This window comes from Nocardia sp. NPDC050697 (assembly GCF_040654395.1).
In the GTDB taxonomy this organism is placed as follows: domain Bacteria; phylum Actinomycetota; class Actinomycetes; order Mycobacteriales; family Mycobacteriaceae; genus Nocardia.
In genome coordinates this window covers 495,836-511,992 of record NZ_JBFAHY010000003.1, presented here as the reverse complement: position 1 = coordinate 511,992, position 16,157 = coordinate 495,836, and the positions used below count along the sequence as shown (strand labels likewise).

The following is a 16,157-nucleotide window of genomic DNA, read 5'->3' as shown; positions in this document are numbered from 1 at the left end:
CAAGCTGGCCGGGCTGGCGATGGTGCTCCTGCTGGTGGCGATCGCCGCGGTGGCGCTGACCATGTTCGTCGGCGGGTTCACCCCGGTCGCGGCGGTCACGGTGGAGGCGCCGCGCAGCGGGCTGGTGCTCGACCCGGACGCCAAGGTGCGGGTGCGCGGGGTGGAGATCGGCCGGGTCACCGGGGTCGACACCACCGGCGAGGACGCCAGGATATCGCTGGCGCTCGACCCGGACCAGCTGCACATGGTGCCCTCGAACGCCCGCGTCGACATCCGCTCCACCACCGTCTTCGGCGCCAAGTACATCAACTTCGTGATCCCGGACGACCCGTCCGGCACCCCCTTGAAGGCGGGCGCGACGGTCTCCGCGGAGTCGGTGACGGTCGAGTTCGACACCATCTTCCAGCACCTCTCGCAGGTGCTGAACGAGCTGGAGCCGGAGAAGCTGAACGCCACGCTGGCCGCGCTCGGCTCGGCGCTGGACGGCCGCGGGCAGAAGCTCGGCGAGCTGCTCAGCACCAGCGACGCCTACCTGCGCGAGCTGAACCCGTACCTGCCCGCGTTGCAGCGCGATCTCGACAGCACCGCCCAGGTCACGAATATCTACGCCGACGCCGCGCCCGACCTGCTCCGCACGGTCGACAACCTGACCGTGACCAGCGGCACCCTCGTTCAGGAGCAGCGCAACTTCGACGGCCTGCTGCTGAACGTGATCGGCATGGCCGACACCACCGGCGCGGTGCTGCGCGAGAACGAAACCCAGGTGATCACCGCGCTGGAGCTGCTCACCCCGACCACCGGGCTGCTCAACCAGTACTCGCCCGCGCTGTACTGCCTGGTCAACGGCTTGGCCACCGCGCTGCCGCTGGGCGAGGCGGTCTTCGGCGGCGGCCAGGAGGGAGTCGCGCTGAACACCAACTTCATGTACGGCGCCGAGCCGTACACCTACCCGCGGGACCTGCCCAAGGTGAACGCCACCGGCGGGCCCAGCTGCGCGGGCATCTCCGACCGGACGCCGGGCATGCACTCCGACTACACCGTCACCGACACCAGCGAGGGCGCGCCCTACACCCCGAGCACCAGGATCACGGTGAACGGCCCGAAGGTGTTCGAGATCCTCTTCGCCGGCATGCCGGGGGTGGGACAGCCGTGAAACGCAGCAATGCCACCGCCATCAAACTGGCGATCTTCACCGTGGTGATGACGCTGATCTTCGCCGGGCTGGTCGTGGTCTTCAGCCAGATGCGGTTCTCCAGGGAGGACGGCTACCACGCCGTCTTCACCAGCTCGTCCGGCATGCTGCCGGGCGCCAAGGTGCGGATCGCCGGGGTGCCGGTCGGCTCGGTGACCTCGGTGAAAGTCGGCGACGACCACCGCGCGCACGTCGAGTTCGACGTGGACCGCCGGTTCCCGCTCTTCACCAGCACCAGGGCCGCCATCCGGTACGAGAACCTGGTCGGCGACCGCTACCTGGAGCTGCTGGAGGGGCCCGGCTCGGCCGAGGAGCTGCCGGACGGCGGCAGCATCCCGCTGGAGCGCACCGCGCCCGCGCTCGACCTCGACATGCTGCTCGGCGGCTTCAAGCCGCTGCTCCGCGGGCTGGACCCGGGCCAGGTGAACGACCTGACCAACGCGCTGCTGCAGATCTTCCAGGGCCAGGGCGGCACGCTGGTCTCGCTGCTGAACAGCGGCGGCTCCTTCGCCCGCACGCTGGCCGACCGGGACGCCCTGATCGGCAGCGTGATCACCAACCTGAACACCGTGCTCGCCACCATCGACGAGCGCGGCGACCAGTTCGAGACCACCATCGCCGAGCTGCAGCGCCTGGTCAGCGGGCTGGCCGAGGACCGCGACCCGATCGGCGCCGCGTTGCCCCGGATCGCCGGCGCGACCGGCGACCTCACCGACCTGCTCGCCCAGGCCCGCCCCGACCTGCGCGCCACCATCGCGCAGACCGACCGGCTGGCCACCAACCTGAACGCGGGCGAGGCCGACGTGCAGTGGGTGCTGGACAAGCTGCCGGAGACCTACCGCAAGCTCATCCGGATCGGCTCCTACGGCTCCTTCCTGCAGCTCTACGTCTGCGAGACGAACATCGTGATGGACGGCCCGAACGGACAGCCGATCCAGATCAACCTGCCCGGTCCGCAGTCGAGTGGAAGGTGCGCTGACACAGAATGAGCGAACAGCGTTCCCCCACCATGACCATCGGCATCGTCGGCCTCGTGCTCGCGGTCGCGATCGCCCTCTCGGCGCTGCAGTTCGACCGGCTGCCCTTCATCCGCTCCGGCGCCACCTACACCGCCTTCTTCGGCGACGCCGGCGGGCTGGTCCCCGGCGACGCCGTGCAGGTGGCCGGGGTGCGCTCGGGCCGGGTCGAGGACGTCCGGCTGGACGGCGCCAGGGTGCTCGTCACCTTCAGCCTCAATGAGTCGATCGTGCTCGGCGAGAAGACCGGCGCGGCGATCAAGACCAATACCGTGCTCGGCCGCAAGTCGCTCGAGGTTTCGCCGGACGGGCCGGGCGCGCTGCGCACCACCGACACCATCCCGCTGGAGCGAACCAACTCGCCCTACTCGCTGAACGAGGCGCTCGGCGACCTGGCAGGCACCGTGCAGGGGCTGGACATGCAGCGGGTGGACGAGACGCTGGACGCGCTCTCGGTGAGCTTCGCCGACACCCCCGCCCCGCTGCGCTCCGCGCTGGACGGCGTCACCGCGCTCTCCCGCAGCATCAATACCCGCGACCAGGCCCTCACCGACCTGCTGGCCAGGGCGCAGCGGGTCACCGAGATCCTGGCCGAGCGCGGCACCCAGATCAACGCGCTGCTGCTGGACGGCAACGAGCTCCTCGGCGAGCTGGACCGCAGGCGCACCGCGATCAGCCAGCTCATCGTCTACGTGAACGGCCTCGCCGTGCAGCTGCGCGGGGTGATCGCGGACAACGAGGCCCAGCTGAACCCGGCGCTGCAGAAGCTGGACCAGGTGCTCGACCTGCTGACCAGGAACCGGGAGAACATCTCGCTGGCGCTGGACCGGCTCGGCCCGTTCTCCGCCGCGCTCGGCGAGCAGGTCGGCAGCGGCCCGTACTTCCAGGCGTACGTGGTGAACGCGACCAGCACCGGGCTGCAGATCCTGGTCGACTCGCTGGTCTGGCCGCAGCACCTGCCGGACTCGCTGCGCCAGTACCTCGCCGACCCACCGCCCTCCATCGGGCCCGCCGCTCAGGAGCCGCCGCGATGACCGTGCGGAACACCGTCAGCAATATCCCGCGCCGGACGCTCGTCATCGGGGCCGCGGTCCTGGTCGTCGCGCTGCTCGCGGTGGCCGGGTACTTCGGCCTGCGCAATATCGGCACCACGACCGTGACCGCCGAGTTCCCCTCAACCGCGGGGTTGTACGAGGGCGACGACATCCGGATCCTCGGGGTCAAGGTCGGGCGGATCGACGAGATCGAGCCCGGCGACGACAAGGTCGCGGTGACCATGACGCTGAACCGCGGCGTCGACGTCCCCGCCGACGCGCGCGCCGTGCTGATCGCCCCCTCGCTGGTCTCGGCGCGGTTCATTCAGCTCGCCCCGGCCTACACCGGCGGCGCCAAGCTGGGCGAGGGCGCCACCATCGGGCTCGACCGCACCGCCGTCCCGGTCGAGTGGGACGACATCAAGACCGAGCTCTCCAAGCTGGCCACCACGCTCGGCCCGGTTGGCGACGACGAGCAGGGCTCGTTCGGCCGCTTCGTGAACGTCGCCGCGGACAACCTGGACGGCAACGGCGACCGCTTCCGGGATACGCTGCGCGAGCTCTCCGCCACCCTGACCACGCTCTCCGACGGCCGCACCGACCTCTTCGGCACCATTCGCAACCTGCAGAAGTTCGTCGAGGTGCTGAGCGCGAGCAACGAGCAGATCGTGCAGTTCGGCGGCAGGCTGGCCTCGGTCTCCTCGGTGCTGGCCGGGGTGTCGGCCGAGCTCGGCGCCGGGCTGGACAACCTCGACCTGGCCATCGCGGACGTCAGCCGCTTCCTGGACGACAGCGGCACCCAGCTCACCGACAGCGTGCAGAAGCTGGCCCAGGCCACCCAGATCCTCGCCGACAAGCGCCCGGAGCTGGAGCAGGCGCTGCACTCCGGCCCGACCGCGCTGGTGAACTTCTACCAGCTCTACAAGCCCGCCCAGGGCACGCTGACCGGCGCCATCGCGCTCGCCAACCCGGGCAACCCGATGAGTTTCCTCTGCGGCTCGGTGCGCGCGCTGGAGAAGAACCAGTCCGACCGCAGCGCGGATCTCTGCAACGAGTTCCTCGCCCCGGTCATCCAGTCGCTCGGCATGAACTACCTGCCGATCATGACCAACCCGGCGACCGGCGTCACCGCCTTCCCCGACCAGCTCGTCTACAGCCCGCCGAGCCTGGCCGCCGAGGGGCCGCGGGATCAGCGGCCCGTGCCGGCGCAGGCGCCGATCTCGGTGCCGCAGGGGCTGGCCGGGCTCGCCATTCCGGGAGGTGGGCGATGAACCGCCGAGGTCTGGCCGGGCTCGCCGCCGCGGCCGCGATCGTGCTCGGCACCACCGGCTGCGAGTGGGACGGGCTGAACTCGGTGCCCATGCCGGGCGCCAAGGGCACCGACGCCGGCGCCTACCAGGTGCGCATCCAGATGCCGAACGTCACCACGCTGACCCGCAATTCGCCGGTCCGGGTGAACGACGTCGCGGTCGGGACGGTCGCCGATATCGAGGTCGAGGGCTGGCACGCGCTGGTCACCGTCTCGCTGGAGCAGGGCGTGCGGCTGCCCGCCAATGCCACCGCCGCCATCGGCCAGACCAGCCTGCTCGGCAGCAACCACGTCGAGCTGACGCCGCCGAAGGACATCGCGCCCGAGGGCGAGCTGCGCGACGGCGACACCATCCCGCTGGCCCGCGCCTCGGTGTACCCGACCACCGAGCAGGTGCTCTCCTCGCTCTCGGTGGTGCTGAACGGCGGCGGCATCTCCCAGCTGGAGAACATCACCCGCGAGCTCAATACCGCGCTGACCGGCAGGGAGAGCGACGTCCGCGACCTGATCGTGCAGCTCAACGACCTCACCATCAGCCTGAACGGCCAGACCCAGAGCATCATCGACGCCATGGGCGGGCTGGACCGGCTCGGCGGGGAGCTGGTGGCGCAGCGCGACGTGCTCGCCGCCGCCATCACCGATATCCACCCGGCGCTCACCGTGCTCGCCGACCGGCGGGCCGAGATCACCAGGGCGCTCACCGCGCTCGGCGACCTCAGCGACGTCACCGAGCGGATCATCGACGCCAGCGGCGACGACCTGAAGGCCAACCTCGCCGCGCTGCACCCGGTACTCCAGACGCTCGCCGACACCGGGCACAACCTCACCGAGTCGCTCAAGATCATCGCGACCTTCCCGTTCCCGATGAAGAACCTGGACCGGGCGATCAAGGGCGACTACCTGAACCTCTTCATGACGCTGGACCTGACCGCGGCCCGCCTGGACTCCAACTGGCTCACCGGCACCCCGCTCGGCGGGCGCTTCGGCGGCATCGAGGGCGTGCTCGGCACCATCGCGCCGGAGACCGCCAGCCAGCCCGGCAACCCCGCGCTCGGCCCGCTGGCCGGCCCGGACCAGAGTCAGGGCCCGGCCCCGACCATTCCCGGGCTGCCGCCGATCCCGGGGCTGCCCGCCATTCCCGGCCTCACCGTGCCGCTGCCCGGAGCAGCGGCCGCACCCGGAGGTGCCGGGCAATGACGCTCACCCGCTTCGTCCGCATCCAGCTGGTGATCTTCGCGATCCTGACCGCGGTCGGGCTGATCATCATGGGCGGCACCTACGTCGGTGTGCCCGCCATGCTCGGCATCGGCCGCTACCAGGTGACGGTGCAGCTCGCCGCCACCGGCGGGCTGTACCCGAACGCCAATGTCGCCTACCGCGGCACCAACGTCGGCAAGGTGCAGGAGGTGAAACTGACGCCGGCCGGGGTGGACGCGGTCATCTCCATCGACAGCGACCACAAGGTCCCCGCCGACGTGGACGCCTGGGTGCGCAGCGTCTCCGCCATCGGCGAGCAGTACGTGGACCTCATCCCCGCGGAAAACCGCGCCGACGACGGGAACCTGCGCGACGGTGACGTCATCCCGGTGAACCGCACCAAGCTGCCGCAGGACGTCGGATCGCTGCTGGACCAGACCGATCGGCTGCTCTCCAGCGTCGCCGACACCCGGCTGCGCCAGGTCATCGACGAGGCATTCCGCGCCTTCAACGGCGCCGGGCCGGACCTGCAGCGCTTCATCGACTCGGCCGCGCTGCTTGTACAGGAGGCGCAGAGCAGCGTCGAGCCGACCAAGCAGCTGCTCGACCAGATCGGCCCGCTGCTCGACACCCAGGTGCAGTCGGACGCGAATATCCGCAGCTGGACCTCGGACCTCGCCACCGTCACCGACCAGCTCCGGGCGCACGACCCGGCGCTGCGCAACATCCTGACCACGGGCCCTGGCGCGATGCAGCAGGTCACCGACCTGTTCCAGACGCTGCGGCCGACGCTGCCGCTGCTGCTCGCCAACCTGGTGAGCGTCGGGCAGGTGGGCACCATCTACCACGCCGGGCTGGAGCAGATCCTGGTCGTCTACCCGCCGCTGGTGGCGGCGCTGCTCACCGCCGTGCGCGGGCCGCTGGAGTACGGCGCCATGGTCGACTTCATGGTCACCGTCAACGACCCGCCGCCCTGCACCACCGGCTTCCTCCCGCCGGAGCAGCGCCGCGACCCCACCCTGCTCGACATCCCCGACACCCCATCCGGGCTGTACTGCAAGGTGCCGCAGGACGCCCCCGAGGCGGTGCGCGGCATCCGCAACACGCCCTGCCAGGAGTACCCGGGCCGGCGCGCCCCCACCCCGGAGCTGTGCCGCACCGGCGCCTACACCCCGCTCGGCAACAATCCGCCGTTCGGCCCGCCGCAGCCGGTCGAGCCCGCCGGGTACACCGGCGGCTCCGACAGCACGGCCGTGACCCCCGCCTCGGCCCGTGCCTACGACCCGGGCACCGGCGTCTACATGGGGCCCGACGGGCGCTCGTATCGGCAAGGCGATGTGGCCGACGGGTCGGGCACGGTACCGTCGAGCTGGCAGGCGATGCTCGAGGAGCAGCAACGATGAGCGAGATCAACGACGATAAGCCGCGTGCTCGCCGCCGGGCGATGCGCTCGGCGGGGCCGCCGCCGGCCGACGGTGTCGAAGCGTCCGAGGGCGCGGGTTCCGACGGGGTCGGTCCCGGCGCGTCGGCGTCCGGTTCGGGTGCGGCGCAGGCCGAGGCATCCGATACCGCTGCTCCGGCCGAGTCCGTGGCCGCGAAGTCCGTGGCTGCGGGGGATCCCGCGCCGTCGAAGGCCGAGCCCGCGGCCCCGAAGGCGAAGCCCGCGGCTGTGGTCGCGCTCGACAAGGACGCCGACGAGACGGCTTCCGAGCCGCCCGTATCGACCCGCTCCTGGAAGCGTCTCACCCTGACCGCGGCAGCGGCCATCGCCGCCATCGCCATCGTGGCGAGCGCGGTCCTCTCCACCCTCGCCGTCCGGGCGAACGACGCCAGGGACGAGCGCCGCAACGAGTACCTGCAGACCGCCCGCCAGACCGTCCTGAACCTCACCACCATCCGCGCCGACTCGGCCCGCGAGGACATCGACCGCATCCTCTCCGTGGCCTCCGGCGACTTCAAGACCGAGTTCGACGGCCGCGTCGACCCCTTCACCGACATCGTCCAGCAGGCCAAGGTGGTCTCCACCGGCGAGATCGTCGAGGCCGCGCTGGAGCGCGACGACGAGGACTCCGCCCAGGTCCTGGTCGCCGCCAAGCAGACCCTGACCAATGCGGGCCAGGCCGAGCCACAGACCCGCTACTACCGGTTCCGCATCACCGTCACCCGCGGCGACGAGGGGCTCACGGCATCGAAAGTGGAGTTCGTGGCATGAATCGGACCAAGATCATCGCCGGTGCCGCGGCCGTCCTGCTGCTCGCCGCCGCCGTACTGGCCGGCGTGAACGGCTACCGCCTCTGGGACGACAGCCGCACCGAGCAGGCCCGCACCGACGCCGCCAGCACCGCGAGCCGCACCGTCTCCGCCATGTTCAGCTACGACTTCACCACCGTCGACACCGAGCTGCCCAAGGCCGCCGACAATCTGGCCCCCGACTTCCGCGCCGACTACCTCACCCTGATCCAGGACGCCATCGCCCCGGGAGCCAAGGAGAAGCAGCTCAGCGTGCAGGCCGAGGCCCAGGCCGCGGGCATCGTCTCCGCCGACGCGAGCAACGCCGTGGTCATGCTCTTCCTGAACCAGATCACCACCAGCAAGGACAGCCCGCAGGGCACCACCAGCGGCAGCCGGGTCAAGGTCGAGCTGGACCGGGACGGCGACCGCTGGCTGGTCGCCGCCGTCACTCCGGTGTGACGCTCCGGGGCAGCCGCACCGTGAAGGTGCTGCCCCGCCCCGGCTCACTCGCCGCCCGCACCTCACCCCCGTGCGCTGTCACCAGCGCCCGCACGATCGACAGCCCGAGCCCGGTGCCGCCGCTCGCCCTGGTCCGCGAGGTATCGGTGCGGTAGAACCGCTCGAAGATCCGCTCGGCCTCGTCGCGCGGCAGTCCGGGGCCGGTATCGGCGACCTCGAGCAGCACCTCGTCCTCGGCGGGCGTGAGCCGCACGGTGACGGCCGTGCCGGGCGGGGTGTGCACCACCGCATTGCTCAGCAGGTTGCTCAGCACCTGCCGCAGCCGGGTGTCGTCGCCGAGCACCTCGAGCGTTCCCGTGCCCGGCCGCACCTCCAGCTCGATGGTGTGCGGCTCGGTGCCGGTCCCGGCCAGCACCCGTGCGCTGTGCACGGCATCGCTGGCCAGCGTCAGCAGGTCGACCGGCGCCCGGTCCAGCGGGCGGTCGGCGTCCATCCTGGCCAGCATGAGCAGGTCCTCGACGAGCAGCCCCATCCGCTGCGATTCCCGCTCGATCCGATCCATGAAGAGCGCCGGATCGCTGGTCGCGCCCTGCCGGAAGAGCTCGGCGAAGCCGCGGATGGTGGTGAGCGGGGTGCGCAGCTCGTGGCTGGCGTCGGCGACGAACCGGCGCATGCGCTCCTCGGAGTGCCGCGCCGCCTCCTCGGAGGCCGTGCGCGCCTCGAAGGCGCGCTGGATCTGCGCCAGCATGCCGTTCAGCGAGCGGGAGAGCCTGCCCACCTCGGTCTTGGTGCTCTGCTGCGGCACCCGGCGGTGCAGGTCGCCCGCGGCGATGGCGGCGGCGGTGCGCTCGACATCGCGCAGCGGCCGCAGGCTCCGGTTGATCACGAAGTACGCCGCCACCGCGAGCGCCACCAGCACCAGCACCCCCACCACCACCAGCAGCATGATCAGCTGGTCGACGGTGTCCCGGTTCTGGGTGAGCGGCGCCGCCACCGTGGTGGTGCCGTCCCTGGTGCGCAGGCTCAGCACCCGCCACTCCACGTCGGCGTTGTCGGTGGAGCCGACGGTCACCGGCCGCCCGATCGGCGGCTCCGGCAGCGCGGGGGTGGCATCGATATTGAACGGCCGCAGCACCAGCCGGGCGGGGTCGTCCGGCCGCTCCACCTCGACGAAGAACGGGCTCGGCGGCTGCCTGCCGTCCGCGGGCAGCGGCCCGACCAGCCGGTCCGGCCGGGCCCAGGAGAGCGCGGCCTCGCGCAGCTGCTGGTCGGTGCGGTTCAGCAGCGAACGCTCCAGCGCCGAGGTGACCAGCATGCCGGAGGCGCCGAGCCCGGCGGCGCAGAGGAGCACCAGCGCCAGCACCAGCCCCACCCGCAGCGGGATCGCCGAGAGCCGCGCGCCGAGCGCGCCGCGGGCCTTCGCCACCGGGACCGCGACCCGGTTCACCGCCCCGACCGGGCGCGCTGCGGCTCGCGCATCACGTACCCCACCCCGCGCAGCGTGTGGATCAGCCGGTGGCTCCCGGTGTCGACCTTCTTCCGCAGGTACGACACGTAGGTCTCGACCACCCCGACCTCGCCGCCGAAGTCGTAGCGCCACACGTGGTCCAGGATCCGCGGCTTGGAGAGCACCGTGCCCGCGTTCACCATGAAGTAGCGCAGCAGCGTGAACTCGGTGGGCGAGAGCGCCACCGGCTCGCCGGCCTTCCACACCTCGTGGGTGTCGTCGTCCAGCTCGATATCGGCGAAGCGCAGCCGCGAGGTCTCCTTCGGCGGTTCGCCGTGGCCGGCCCGGCGCAGCACCACGCGCAGCCGGGCCACCACCTCCTCCAGCGAGAACGGCTTGGTGATGTAGTCGTCGGCGCCGAGCGTGAGCCCGGCCACCTTGTCCTGCACCTCGTCGCGCGCGGTGAGGAAGAGCACCGGCGCGGTGATGCCGTCGGCGCGGAGCCTGCGGAGCAGTCCGAAACCGTCCATGCCCGGCATCATGACGTCCACGATCAGCGCCTGCGGCCGGAAGCTGCGCGCCCGATCGAGCGCCTGCGCGCCGTCCGCGGCGGTCTCCACCTCGAAGCCCTGGAACCGCAGGCTCACCGCCAGCAACTCCACGATCATGGGCTCGTCGTCCACGACGAGCACCCTGGCCTCGGCGGATTCACCAGTCATGGACACCATCGTGGGTCACCGGCCTCCGAAGTCCCTGGACCTTTCCTGTGAAGTCGCTGTGCGGTAAGTCAGTCGTCGGTGTCGCGGTCCACCTCGTCGTCCTCCTCGTCGCCCACGTTCACCAGCGCGCTGCCCGCCACCTGGTCCTGCGCGAGCGCCTCCAGGAAGGCCCTGGCCCAGCGGTCGACGTCGTGCGCGAGCACCTGCCTGCGCAGCGCCCGCATGCGGCGGCGCCTGGTGTCGCGGTCGTCGTCCACCGCGGCGACGATGGCGTCCTTGACGCTGTCCAGGTCGTGCGGGTTGCACAGGTAGGACTGGCGCAGCTCGGCCGCCGCGCCGGTGAACTCGCTGAGGACCAGCGCGCCGTTCAGCCCGCTGTGGCAGGCCACGTACTCCTTGGCCACCAGGTTCATGCCATCGCGCAGCGGCGTCACCAGCATGACGTCGGCCGCGACGAAGAAGGCGACCAGCTCGTCCCGCGGGATGGGGCGGTGCAGGTAGTGCACCACCGGGTAGCCGACCCTGGCGAACTCGCCATTGATCCGGCCCACCTGGCGCTCGATGTCGCCGCGCATCTGGATGTAGCTGTCCACCCGCTCCCGGCTCGGCGTCGCGAGCTGCACCATGACCGTGTGCGTCGGATCGATCCGGCCGTCGACCAGCAGCTCCTCCAGCGCGTTCAGCCGGATATCGATGCCCTTGGTGTAATCCAGCCGGTCGACGCCGAGCAGGATGGTCTTCGGGCTGCCCAGCTCGGCCCGGATCTTGGCGGCGCGCTCGCGCACCGAGCGACGCCGGGAGAGCTCGTCCAGCTCCGCGGAGTTGATCGAGATCGGGAAGGCGCCGACCCGCACCGTGCGGAACCCGACCTGGACCACGCCGAGCTTCGAGCGCACGCCGATGGTGCCGCGCGAGGTGGGCTGCCCGGCCAGCCTGCGGGCCAGGTAGAGGAAGTTCTGCGCGCCGCCGGGGAGGTGGAAGCCGATCAGGTCGGCGCCGAGCAGCCCCTCCACGATCTCGGTGCGCCACGGCATCTGCATGAACAGCTCGACCGGCGGGAACGGGATGTGCAGGAAGAAGCCGATGGTCAGATCCGGCCGCAGCATGCGCAGCATCTTGGGTACGAGCTGGAGCTGGTAATCCTGCACCCAGACGGTCGCGTTCTCCGCGGCCACCTTGGCCGTCGCCTCGGCGAAACGCCGGTTGACCTCGACGTACGCGGCCCACCATGCCCGGTCGTAGACCGGGCGCACGATGACGTCGTGGTAGAGCGGCCACAGCGTGGCGTTGGAGAAGCCCTCGTAGTAGTCGGCCACCTCGTCGGCGGAGAGCGGCACCGGGTGCAGCTCCAGGCCGTCCTCGATGATCGGGTCGACGTCGACGTCCGGGATGCCGGCCCAGCCGACCCACGCCCCCTTGTTGCTGCGCAGCACCGGCTCCAGCGCGGTGACCAGGCCACCGGGGCTGCGCTTCCAGCGGCGGGTGCCGTCCGGCAGCCGCTCCAGGTCGACCGGCAACCGATTGGCGACGACCACGAAGCCGGAGCCGCTGCCCTCGACGGGCGCGTAGTCGGCGGGGGTGCCGCCGCGGCCGGATGGCTCCGGCCCGGCGTCGGGCGAGACGGTGTCGAAGTCGTCGGACTGGTGGTCGTTCATGTGATCCACTCACGCATCCTTTGCGCGTCGAGGCCGCTGACGAGCGTCTGCCGCTGTGTGCTGTTGTGTGTGTCGGTTCCCGGCCGGTCGACGGCGCCCTCGGCGTCGACTGCCCCGGTACGCCTACTCGGCGCGGGTGCCCGCGCCGATGCCGAGCATGGCCAGCAGCATCCGGCACTCGTCGGCGTCCGCGGCGTACGCCGCGACCACCCGCTGTGCCTGACGTGCGGTCTCGTCGGCCAATGGCTCGAGATCGTCGTCCGCGATGTCGTTCGCGGTGCCCTTCGCGGCCATCTGTCAGTCCTCCCGGCTAATACGCTGGTCTCTGCGAATAGTCAATGATATCCGGCGCCGGGGAGCGGGTGCCCCGCGCCCGCGCTCCGAATGCCACGTGGAACGACGTTCATGCACACCCCCCGAGTTGTCCACAGCCGGCGCCGGTGCCGTGCACACCACCGCCCCGCTCCCTATACCGTGGACCACGAAGCACCTCCACGAAAGGACCGACGACGATGCCGCTGGCAACGGTGAACGGAATCTCGCTCAACTACCAGGTCAAGGGCGACCGCACCAGGGGCACCGATGTCAAGGGCGCGGGCCCGCTGGTCGTCATGATCATGGGCACCGGCAGCCCCGGCCGGGTCTGGGAGCTGCACCAGGTGCCCGCCCTCGTCGCCGCCGGCTACCGGGTCTGCACCTTCGACAACCGCGGCATCGCCCCGTCCTCCGAGTCCGCCACCGGCATCGCCATCGAGCAGCTGGTCGCCGACACCGCCGGGCTGATCGAGCTGCTCGACGAGGGTCCAGCCCTTGTCGTCGGCACCTCCATGGGCGCCAGGGTGGCCCAGGAACTCGCGCTGGCCCGCCCCGAGCTGGTGCGCAAGGCCGTGTTCATGGCCGGCCACGGCCGGCTCGACCAGTTCCAGAAGACGCTCTCGGCCGGCGAGCACGAGCTCGACGCCAGCGGCGTCCGGCTGCCGGCCAAGTACGAGGCCGCGCTCACCGCCGTCATGAACCTCTCGCCCGCCACCATGGCCGACACCAATGCCGCCCGCGACTGGCTCGACCTCTTCGAGTTCACCGGAGGCCCGGTCACCCCCGGTATCCGGGCCCAGCGCAAGATGGACCACGATTTCGACCGCGTGCAGGCGTACCGGGGCATCACCGTGCCGTGCCTGTCGGTCGGTTTCGCCGACGATCGGATGATCCCGCCCTACCTCTCCCGCGAGGTCGCCGACGTCATCCCGAACGCGCGCTACCAGGAGGTTCCGGACGCCGGGCACTACGGTTACCTGGAGCGGCCCGAAGCGGTGAACAAGATCCTGCTGGATTTCTTCGCCGCCTGAGGTAACGGCCCAGTCGTAACACCCGGCTTGCTAGGGTCGAAACAACGCTCGGGCTCATCGTGGTCGTGCCCGAGCCCGATCCCCGACCAACGCGCCAGTATCCAGTGAGGTGAAATGAGCACCAACCCCTTCGACGACGAAGACGGCCGCTTCTTCGTTCTGGTCAACGACGAGGAACAGCACTCCCTGTGGCCCGCCTTCGCGGAGGTCCCGGCCGGATGGCGAGTGGTTTTCGGCGAGGACAGCCGCGCCGCCTGCGTCGAGTACGTGGAGAAGAACTGGACCGACATGCGGCCCAAGAGCCTGCGTGACGCGATGGCCGCCGACGACGCGGCCCGTCAGGGCGCCCAGTCCTGACCCTCGTTCCGATACTGCGCCGGGACGATCGAACCGCACACCCACCGGGTGGCACGAAACCCTCGTGCCACCCGGTGCGGTGCCGGATATGATGGCACCGCTTTCCGCCTCCTTAGCTCAGTGGTAGAGCACTCGCCTTGTAAGCGAAAGGTCGTCAGTTCAATCCTGACAGGGGGCTCTCCCTGAGCTGACGGCTCCGTCTTCGTTCGGAGTACTGTCACGCCGCAGCCGGTCCTCCCAGGCGATCCGGTGCCGCACCTGCGAGACCGGCGTGTGCCCAGCTCACCTGCCACCGCCGATCGTTGCGGCCACACCGCGAGGTGTGATGCTCCAGCGTGCCTGGCGCGGACCGGCCATGATCAGGCCGCGGGAATCGAGCTGACCGATCGCGCGCCGCGCGGCCCATTCGCCGAGCTGGGCGTCACGCTGTATCTGGCGGGCGGTCAGCAATCCGCCCGGTGCGGACACGGCCAGTATCCCGCGCTCCGGCTTTGTCATCGAACTGCGAATCATCGCTCCCCCTGTGTGATCGACGGTGCCGAAAAGCACGCTGGGCGTGGATAATCGGTCGCAGAACCGCCTGCCCGTTCGCAGCCGTTCGCTACTGAGTCCAACCGGGGATCCGATGGAACCGGGGTCACTGCTCCGTGCCGCGCGCACCGGTGCCGGTGTCGCGCTGCGCGAATTGGCACGGCGGACGCACTACGCCGTCGGCTACCTGTCGCAGATCGAGACGGGGCAGCGGCCGGTCAGCGCGGAGATCGTCGCGGCATACGAAACCGCGCTCGACGTGCATCTGGATCGGCTGGCGGCGGTGTCGGCGGCACCCGGCGCCGTCGACGCCGAGACGCTGGACGATGCCGCCGCGATCCTGGCGGCGACTCGGCGGATCGAGGACTCGGCCGGACCCGTGGCCGTGCTGGCGGCGGTGCGGGGGCTCGGCGCGATGGCCGAGACGCTGGCCCGCGATGCTCCGCGGGCGCGAGTCGCCACCGCTGTCGCGCTGGCCAGCGAATTGGCGCAGTACCGGGGCTGGCTCGAATTCGCCACCGGTGCCGATGCCGCCGCACAGCGCAGTTTCGTCCGGGCCGTCTACCTGGCGCGCGAATCCGGCAATCCGGATCGGCTCGTGCACGGGCTGAGCTTCAGCGCATTCGCCGCATTGGCGAACTCCGAATATCGGAGTGCCGCCGAATTGTCGGAGGCCGCGCTCGCGGTGCGTGGTGCGCATCCGCTGATCGTCGTGTTCGAGCACTACCAGCGCGCGCGGATACAGGCGGCCCTCGGTGCGGAAAAGGCGGCGGAGCGGGCGTTGCTGGTTGCCGACGACAGCGCGGCTCGGGCGGCGCACGAGGAGCGGCCCAGTGCCGGTTACTGGTACGGACCCGAGTTCTTCGCACTCCAGCGCGGCCGGGTGCTGCGGACGCTGGGCCGAGAGGATCAAGCGCGCCGAGAGGTGCAGGCTGCGGTTGCCGCACTCCCTCCGGAACAACGCCGCGCATCGTGGATGGCGAAGTGGACGCGAGCGGCCGACGGTACCGCCGACATCCCGCACTGATCGAACAGACCTGACCCCCGGTGTTCAGCCGGCGATGATCGGGACCAGGTAGCGCCGGGCGAACTCCTCGAGCTCGGCCTCGGTCGAGAGTTCCCGGCTTCCGTGCGGCGCGAGGATCAGCGAATGCACGATCCGGCAGACGACTTCGGCGCGGGTGACGAGGTCGTCGGGGGAGGCGATCAACCCCCGGTCGGCGGCGCGCTGGAGCGCGGCGGCGGTGGCGGCGATGGACATGGCGAAGGTGGTGGCGCCCTCGGAGGTCAGCTTCAGGACAACCCGCTCGGGTTCCAGCGACAGCATGCGCTGGGCGAGGGGATTGGTGCGCCAGCGGCCGATGACGGTGACGAAGATGTCGATGACCAGATCGTCGACGGTGTCGTGGCGCTCGGCGATCCCGGCGATGTCCGCGAGCACCGCCCCGACCTCGCGGCTGACCACGGCCTGCACCAGGTCGTCCCGCGACCCCATGCGGCGGTAGACGGTGACCCGGTCGACGCCGGCTTCCCTGGCGACATCCTCGATCGTCGTCTTCTTCACACCCACGGCCTGGAAGCGGGTGAGCGCGGCATCCAGGATCCGCGTTTCGACGGTGTCGGAATCGGCGCGGGTCGCGGCGTTCTCGATGGAGGCGGACAC

Annotated in this window: 17 protein-coding genes and 1 tRNA gene; 12 read left to right on the top strand and 6 right to left on the bottom strand. The window is 70.8% G+C overall.

The window, feature by feature from the left end:
• Nucleotides 1–19: 19 nt before the first annotated feature.
• The 8 genes from AB0H71_RS14150 to AB0H71_RS14115 are packed head-to-tail and all read left to right on the top strand — an operon-like array spanning nucleotide 20 to nucleotide 8,439.
• On the top strand, nucleotides 20–1,153 hold the full coding sequence (locus AB0H71_RS14150; RefSeq protein WP_357020372.1) for an MCE family protein: 1,134 nt from the start codon (nucleotides 20–22) through the stop codon (nucleotides 1,151–1,153).
• A complete protein-coding gene (locus tag AB0H71_RS14145; protein WP_357019642.1) occupies nucleotides 1,150–2,181 on the top strand; it encodes an MCE family protein in 1,032 nt (343 codons plus the stop codon). Before AB0H71_RS14150 ends, AB0H71_RS14145 begins: the two co-directional genes overlap by 4 nt.
• Nucleotides 2,178–3,242: an MCE family protein gene (locus AB0H71_RS14140; RefSeq protein WP_357019639.1), complete on the top strand. Its 1,065-nt coding sequence runs from the start codon at nucleotides 2,178–2,180 to the stop codon at nucleotides 3,240–3,242. The genes AB0H71_RS14145 and AB0H71_RS14140 overlap by 4 nt, the downstream gene beginning before the upstream one ends.
• Nucleotides 3,239–4,513, top strand: coding sequence for an MCE family protein (locus AB0H71_RS14135; protein WP_357019636.1), 1,275 nt, complete (start codon nucleotides 3,239–3,241; stop codon nucleotides 4,511–4,513). Before AB0H71_RS14140 ends, AB0H71_RS14135 begins: the two co-directional genes overlap by 4 nt.
• The gene (locus tag AB0H71_RS14130; RefSeq protein ID WP_357019633.1) at nucleotides 4,510–5,748 is read left to right on the top strand and encodes an MCE family protein; all 1,239 of its coding nucleotides are present in this window, start codon (nucleotides 4,510–4,512) and stop codon (nucleotides 5,746–5,748) included. Before AB0H71_RS14135 ends, AB0H71_RS14130 begins: the two co-directional genes overlap by 4 nt.
• Nucleotides 5,745–7,151, top strand: a complete 1,407-nt coding sequence (locus AB0H71_RS14125; RefSeq protein ID WP_357019630.1) for an MlaD family protein — start codon at nucleotides 5,745–5,747, stop codon at nucleotides 7,149–7,151. The genes AB0H71_RS14130 and AB0H71_RS14125 overlap by 4 nt, the downstream gene beginning before the upstream one ends.
• The gene (locus tag AB0H71_RS14120) at nucleotides 7,148–7,960 is read left to right on the top strand and encodes a hypothetical protein (RefSeq protein ID WP_357019627.1); all 813 of its coding nucleotides are present in this window, start codon (nucleotides 7,148–7,150) and stop codon (nucleotides 7,958–7,960) included. Before AB0H71_RS14125 ends, AB0H71_RS14120 begins: the two co-directional genes overlap by 4 nt.
• Nucleotides 7,957–8,439 carry a h domain protein gene (locus AB0H71_RS14115; protein WP_357019625.1) on the top strand — a complete coding sequence of 161 codons (483 nt, stop codon included), beginning with the start codon at nucleotides 7,957–7,959 and terminating at the stop codon, nucleotides 8,437–8,439. The genes AB0H71_RS14120 and AB0H71_RS14115 overlap by 4 nt, the downstream gene beginning before the upstream one ends.
• On the opposite strand, the gene AB0H71_RS14110 is transcribed toward AB0H71_RS14115, so the two are convergent.
• The 4 genes from AB0H71_RS14110 to AB0H71_RS14095 form a co-directional block, all read right to left on the bottom strand.
• Nucleotides 8,426–9,886, bottom strand: coding sequence for an ATP-binding protein (locus AB0H71_RS14110; protein ID WP_357019622.1), 1,461 nt, complete (start codon nucleotides 9,884–9,886; stop codon nucleotides 8,426–8,428). The two genes, AB0H71_RS14115 and AB0H71_RS14110, sit on opposite strands and share 14 nt — an antisense overlap.
• Nucleotides 9,883–10,605 carry a response regulator transcription factor gene (locus tag AB0H71_RS14105; protein ID WP_357019620.1) on the bottom strand — a complete coding sequence of 241 codons (723 nt, stop codon included), beginning with the start codon at nucleotides 10,603–10,605 and terminating at the stop codon, nucleotides 9,883–9,885. Before AB0H71_RS14105 ends, AB0H71_RS14110 begins: the two co-directional genes overlap by 4 nt.
• Nucleotides 10,606–10,673: 68 nt before the next feature.
• Entirely contained in the window at nucleotides 10,674–12,260 is a 1,587-nt protein-coding gene (locus tag AB0H71_RS14100) for a trehalose-6-phosphate synthase (protein ID WP_357020370.1), read from the bottom strand.
• A 123-nt stretch (nucleotides 12,261–12,383) separates the two neighbouring features.
• Entirely contained in the window at nucleotides 12,384–12,554 is a 171-nt protein-coding gene (locus AB0H71_RS14095) for a hypothetical protein (RefSeq protein WP_357019618.1), read from the bottom strand.
• 218 nt (nucleotides 12,555–12,772) lie between these two features.
• Between AB0H71_RS14095 and AB0H71_RS14090 the strand changes: the two genes are divergently transcribed.
• The 3 genes from AB0H71_RS14090 (at nucleotide 12,773) to AB0H71_RS14080 (ending at nucleotide 14,141) form a co-directional block, all read left to right on the top strand.
• Nucleotides 12,773–13,606, top strand: coding sequence for an alpha/beta hydrolase (locus tag AB0H71_RS14090; protein ID WP_357019616.1), 834 nt, complete (start codon nucleotides 12,773–12,775; stop codon nucleotides 13,604–13,606).
• 114 nt (nucleotides 13,607–13,720) lie between these two features.
• On the top strand, nucleotides 13,721–13,963 hold the full coding sequence (locus AB0H71_RS14085; protein ID WP_011207082.1) for an MbtH family protein: 243 nt from the start codon (nucleotides 13,721–13,723) through the stop codon (nucleotides 13,961–13,963).
• Between the two features lie 106 nt (nucleotides 13,964–14,069).
• Nucleotides 14,070–14,141, top strand: a tRNA-Thr gene (locus AB0H71_RS14080).
• A 104-nt stretch (nucleotides 14,142–14,245) separates the two neighbouring features.
• Here the strand turns inward: AB0H71_RS14080 and AB0H71_RS14075 are convergent.
• Complete coding sequence (locus AB0H71_RS14075) at nucleotides 14,246–14,512, bottom strand: hypothetical protein (protein WP_357019614.1); 267 nt, start codon at nucleotides 14,510–14,512, stop codon at nucleotides 14,246–14,248.
• Between AB0H71_RS14075 and AB0H71_RS14070 the strand changes: the two genes are divergently transcribed.
• Nucleotides 14,499–15,521: a helix-turn-helix transcriptional regulator gene (locus tag AB0H71_RS14070; protein WP_357019611.1), complete on the top strand. Its 1,023-nt coding sequence runs from the start codon at nucleotides 14,499–14,501 to the stop codon at nucleotides 15,519–15,521. The genes AB0H71_RS14075 and AB0H71_RS14070 overlap by 14 nt on opposite strands.
• A 24-nt stretch (nucleotides 15,522–15,545) precedes the next feature.
• Here the strand turns inward: AB0H71_RS14070 and AB0H71_RS14065 are convergent, their stop codons facing one another.
• Entirely contained in the window at nucleotides 15,546–16,157 is a 612-nt protein-coding gene (locus AB0H71_RS14065) for a helix-turn-helix domain-containing protein (RefSeq protein ID WP_357019608.1), read from the bottom strand.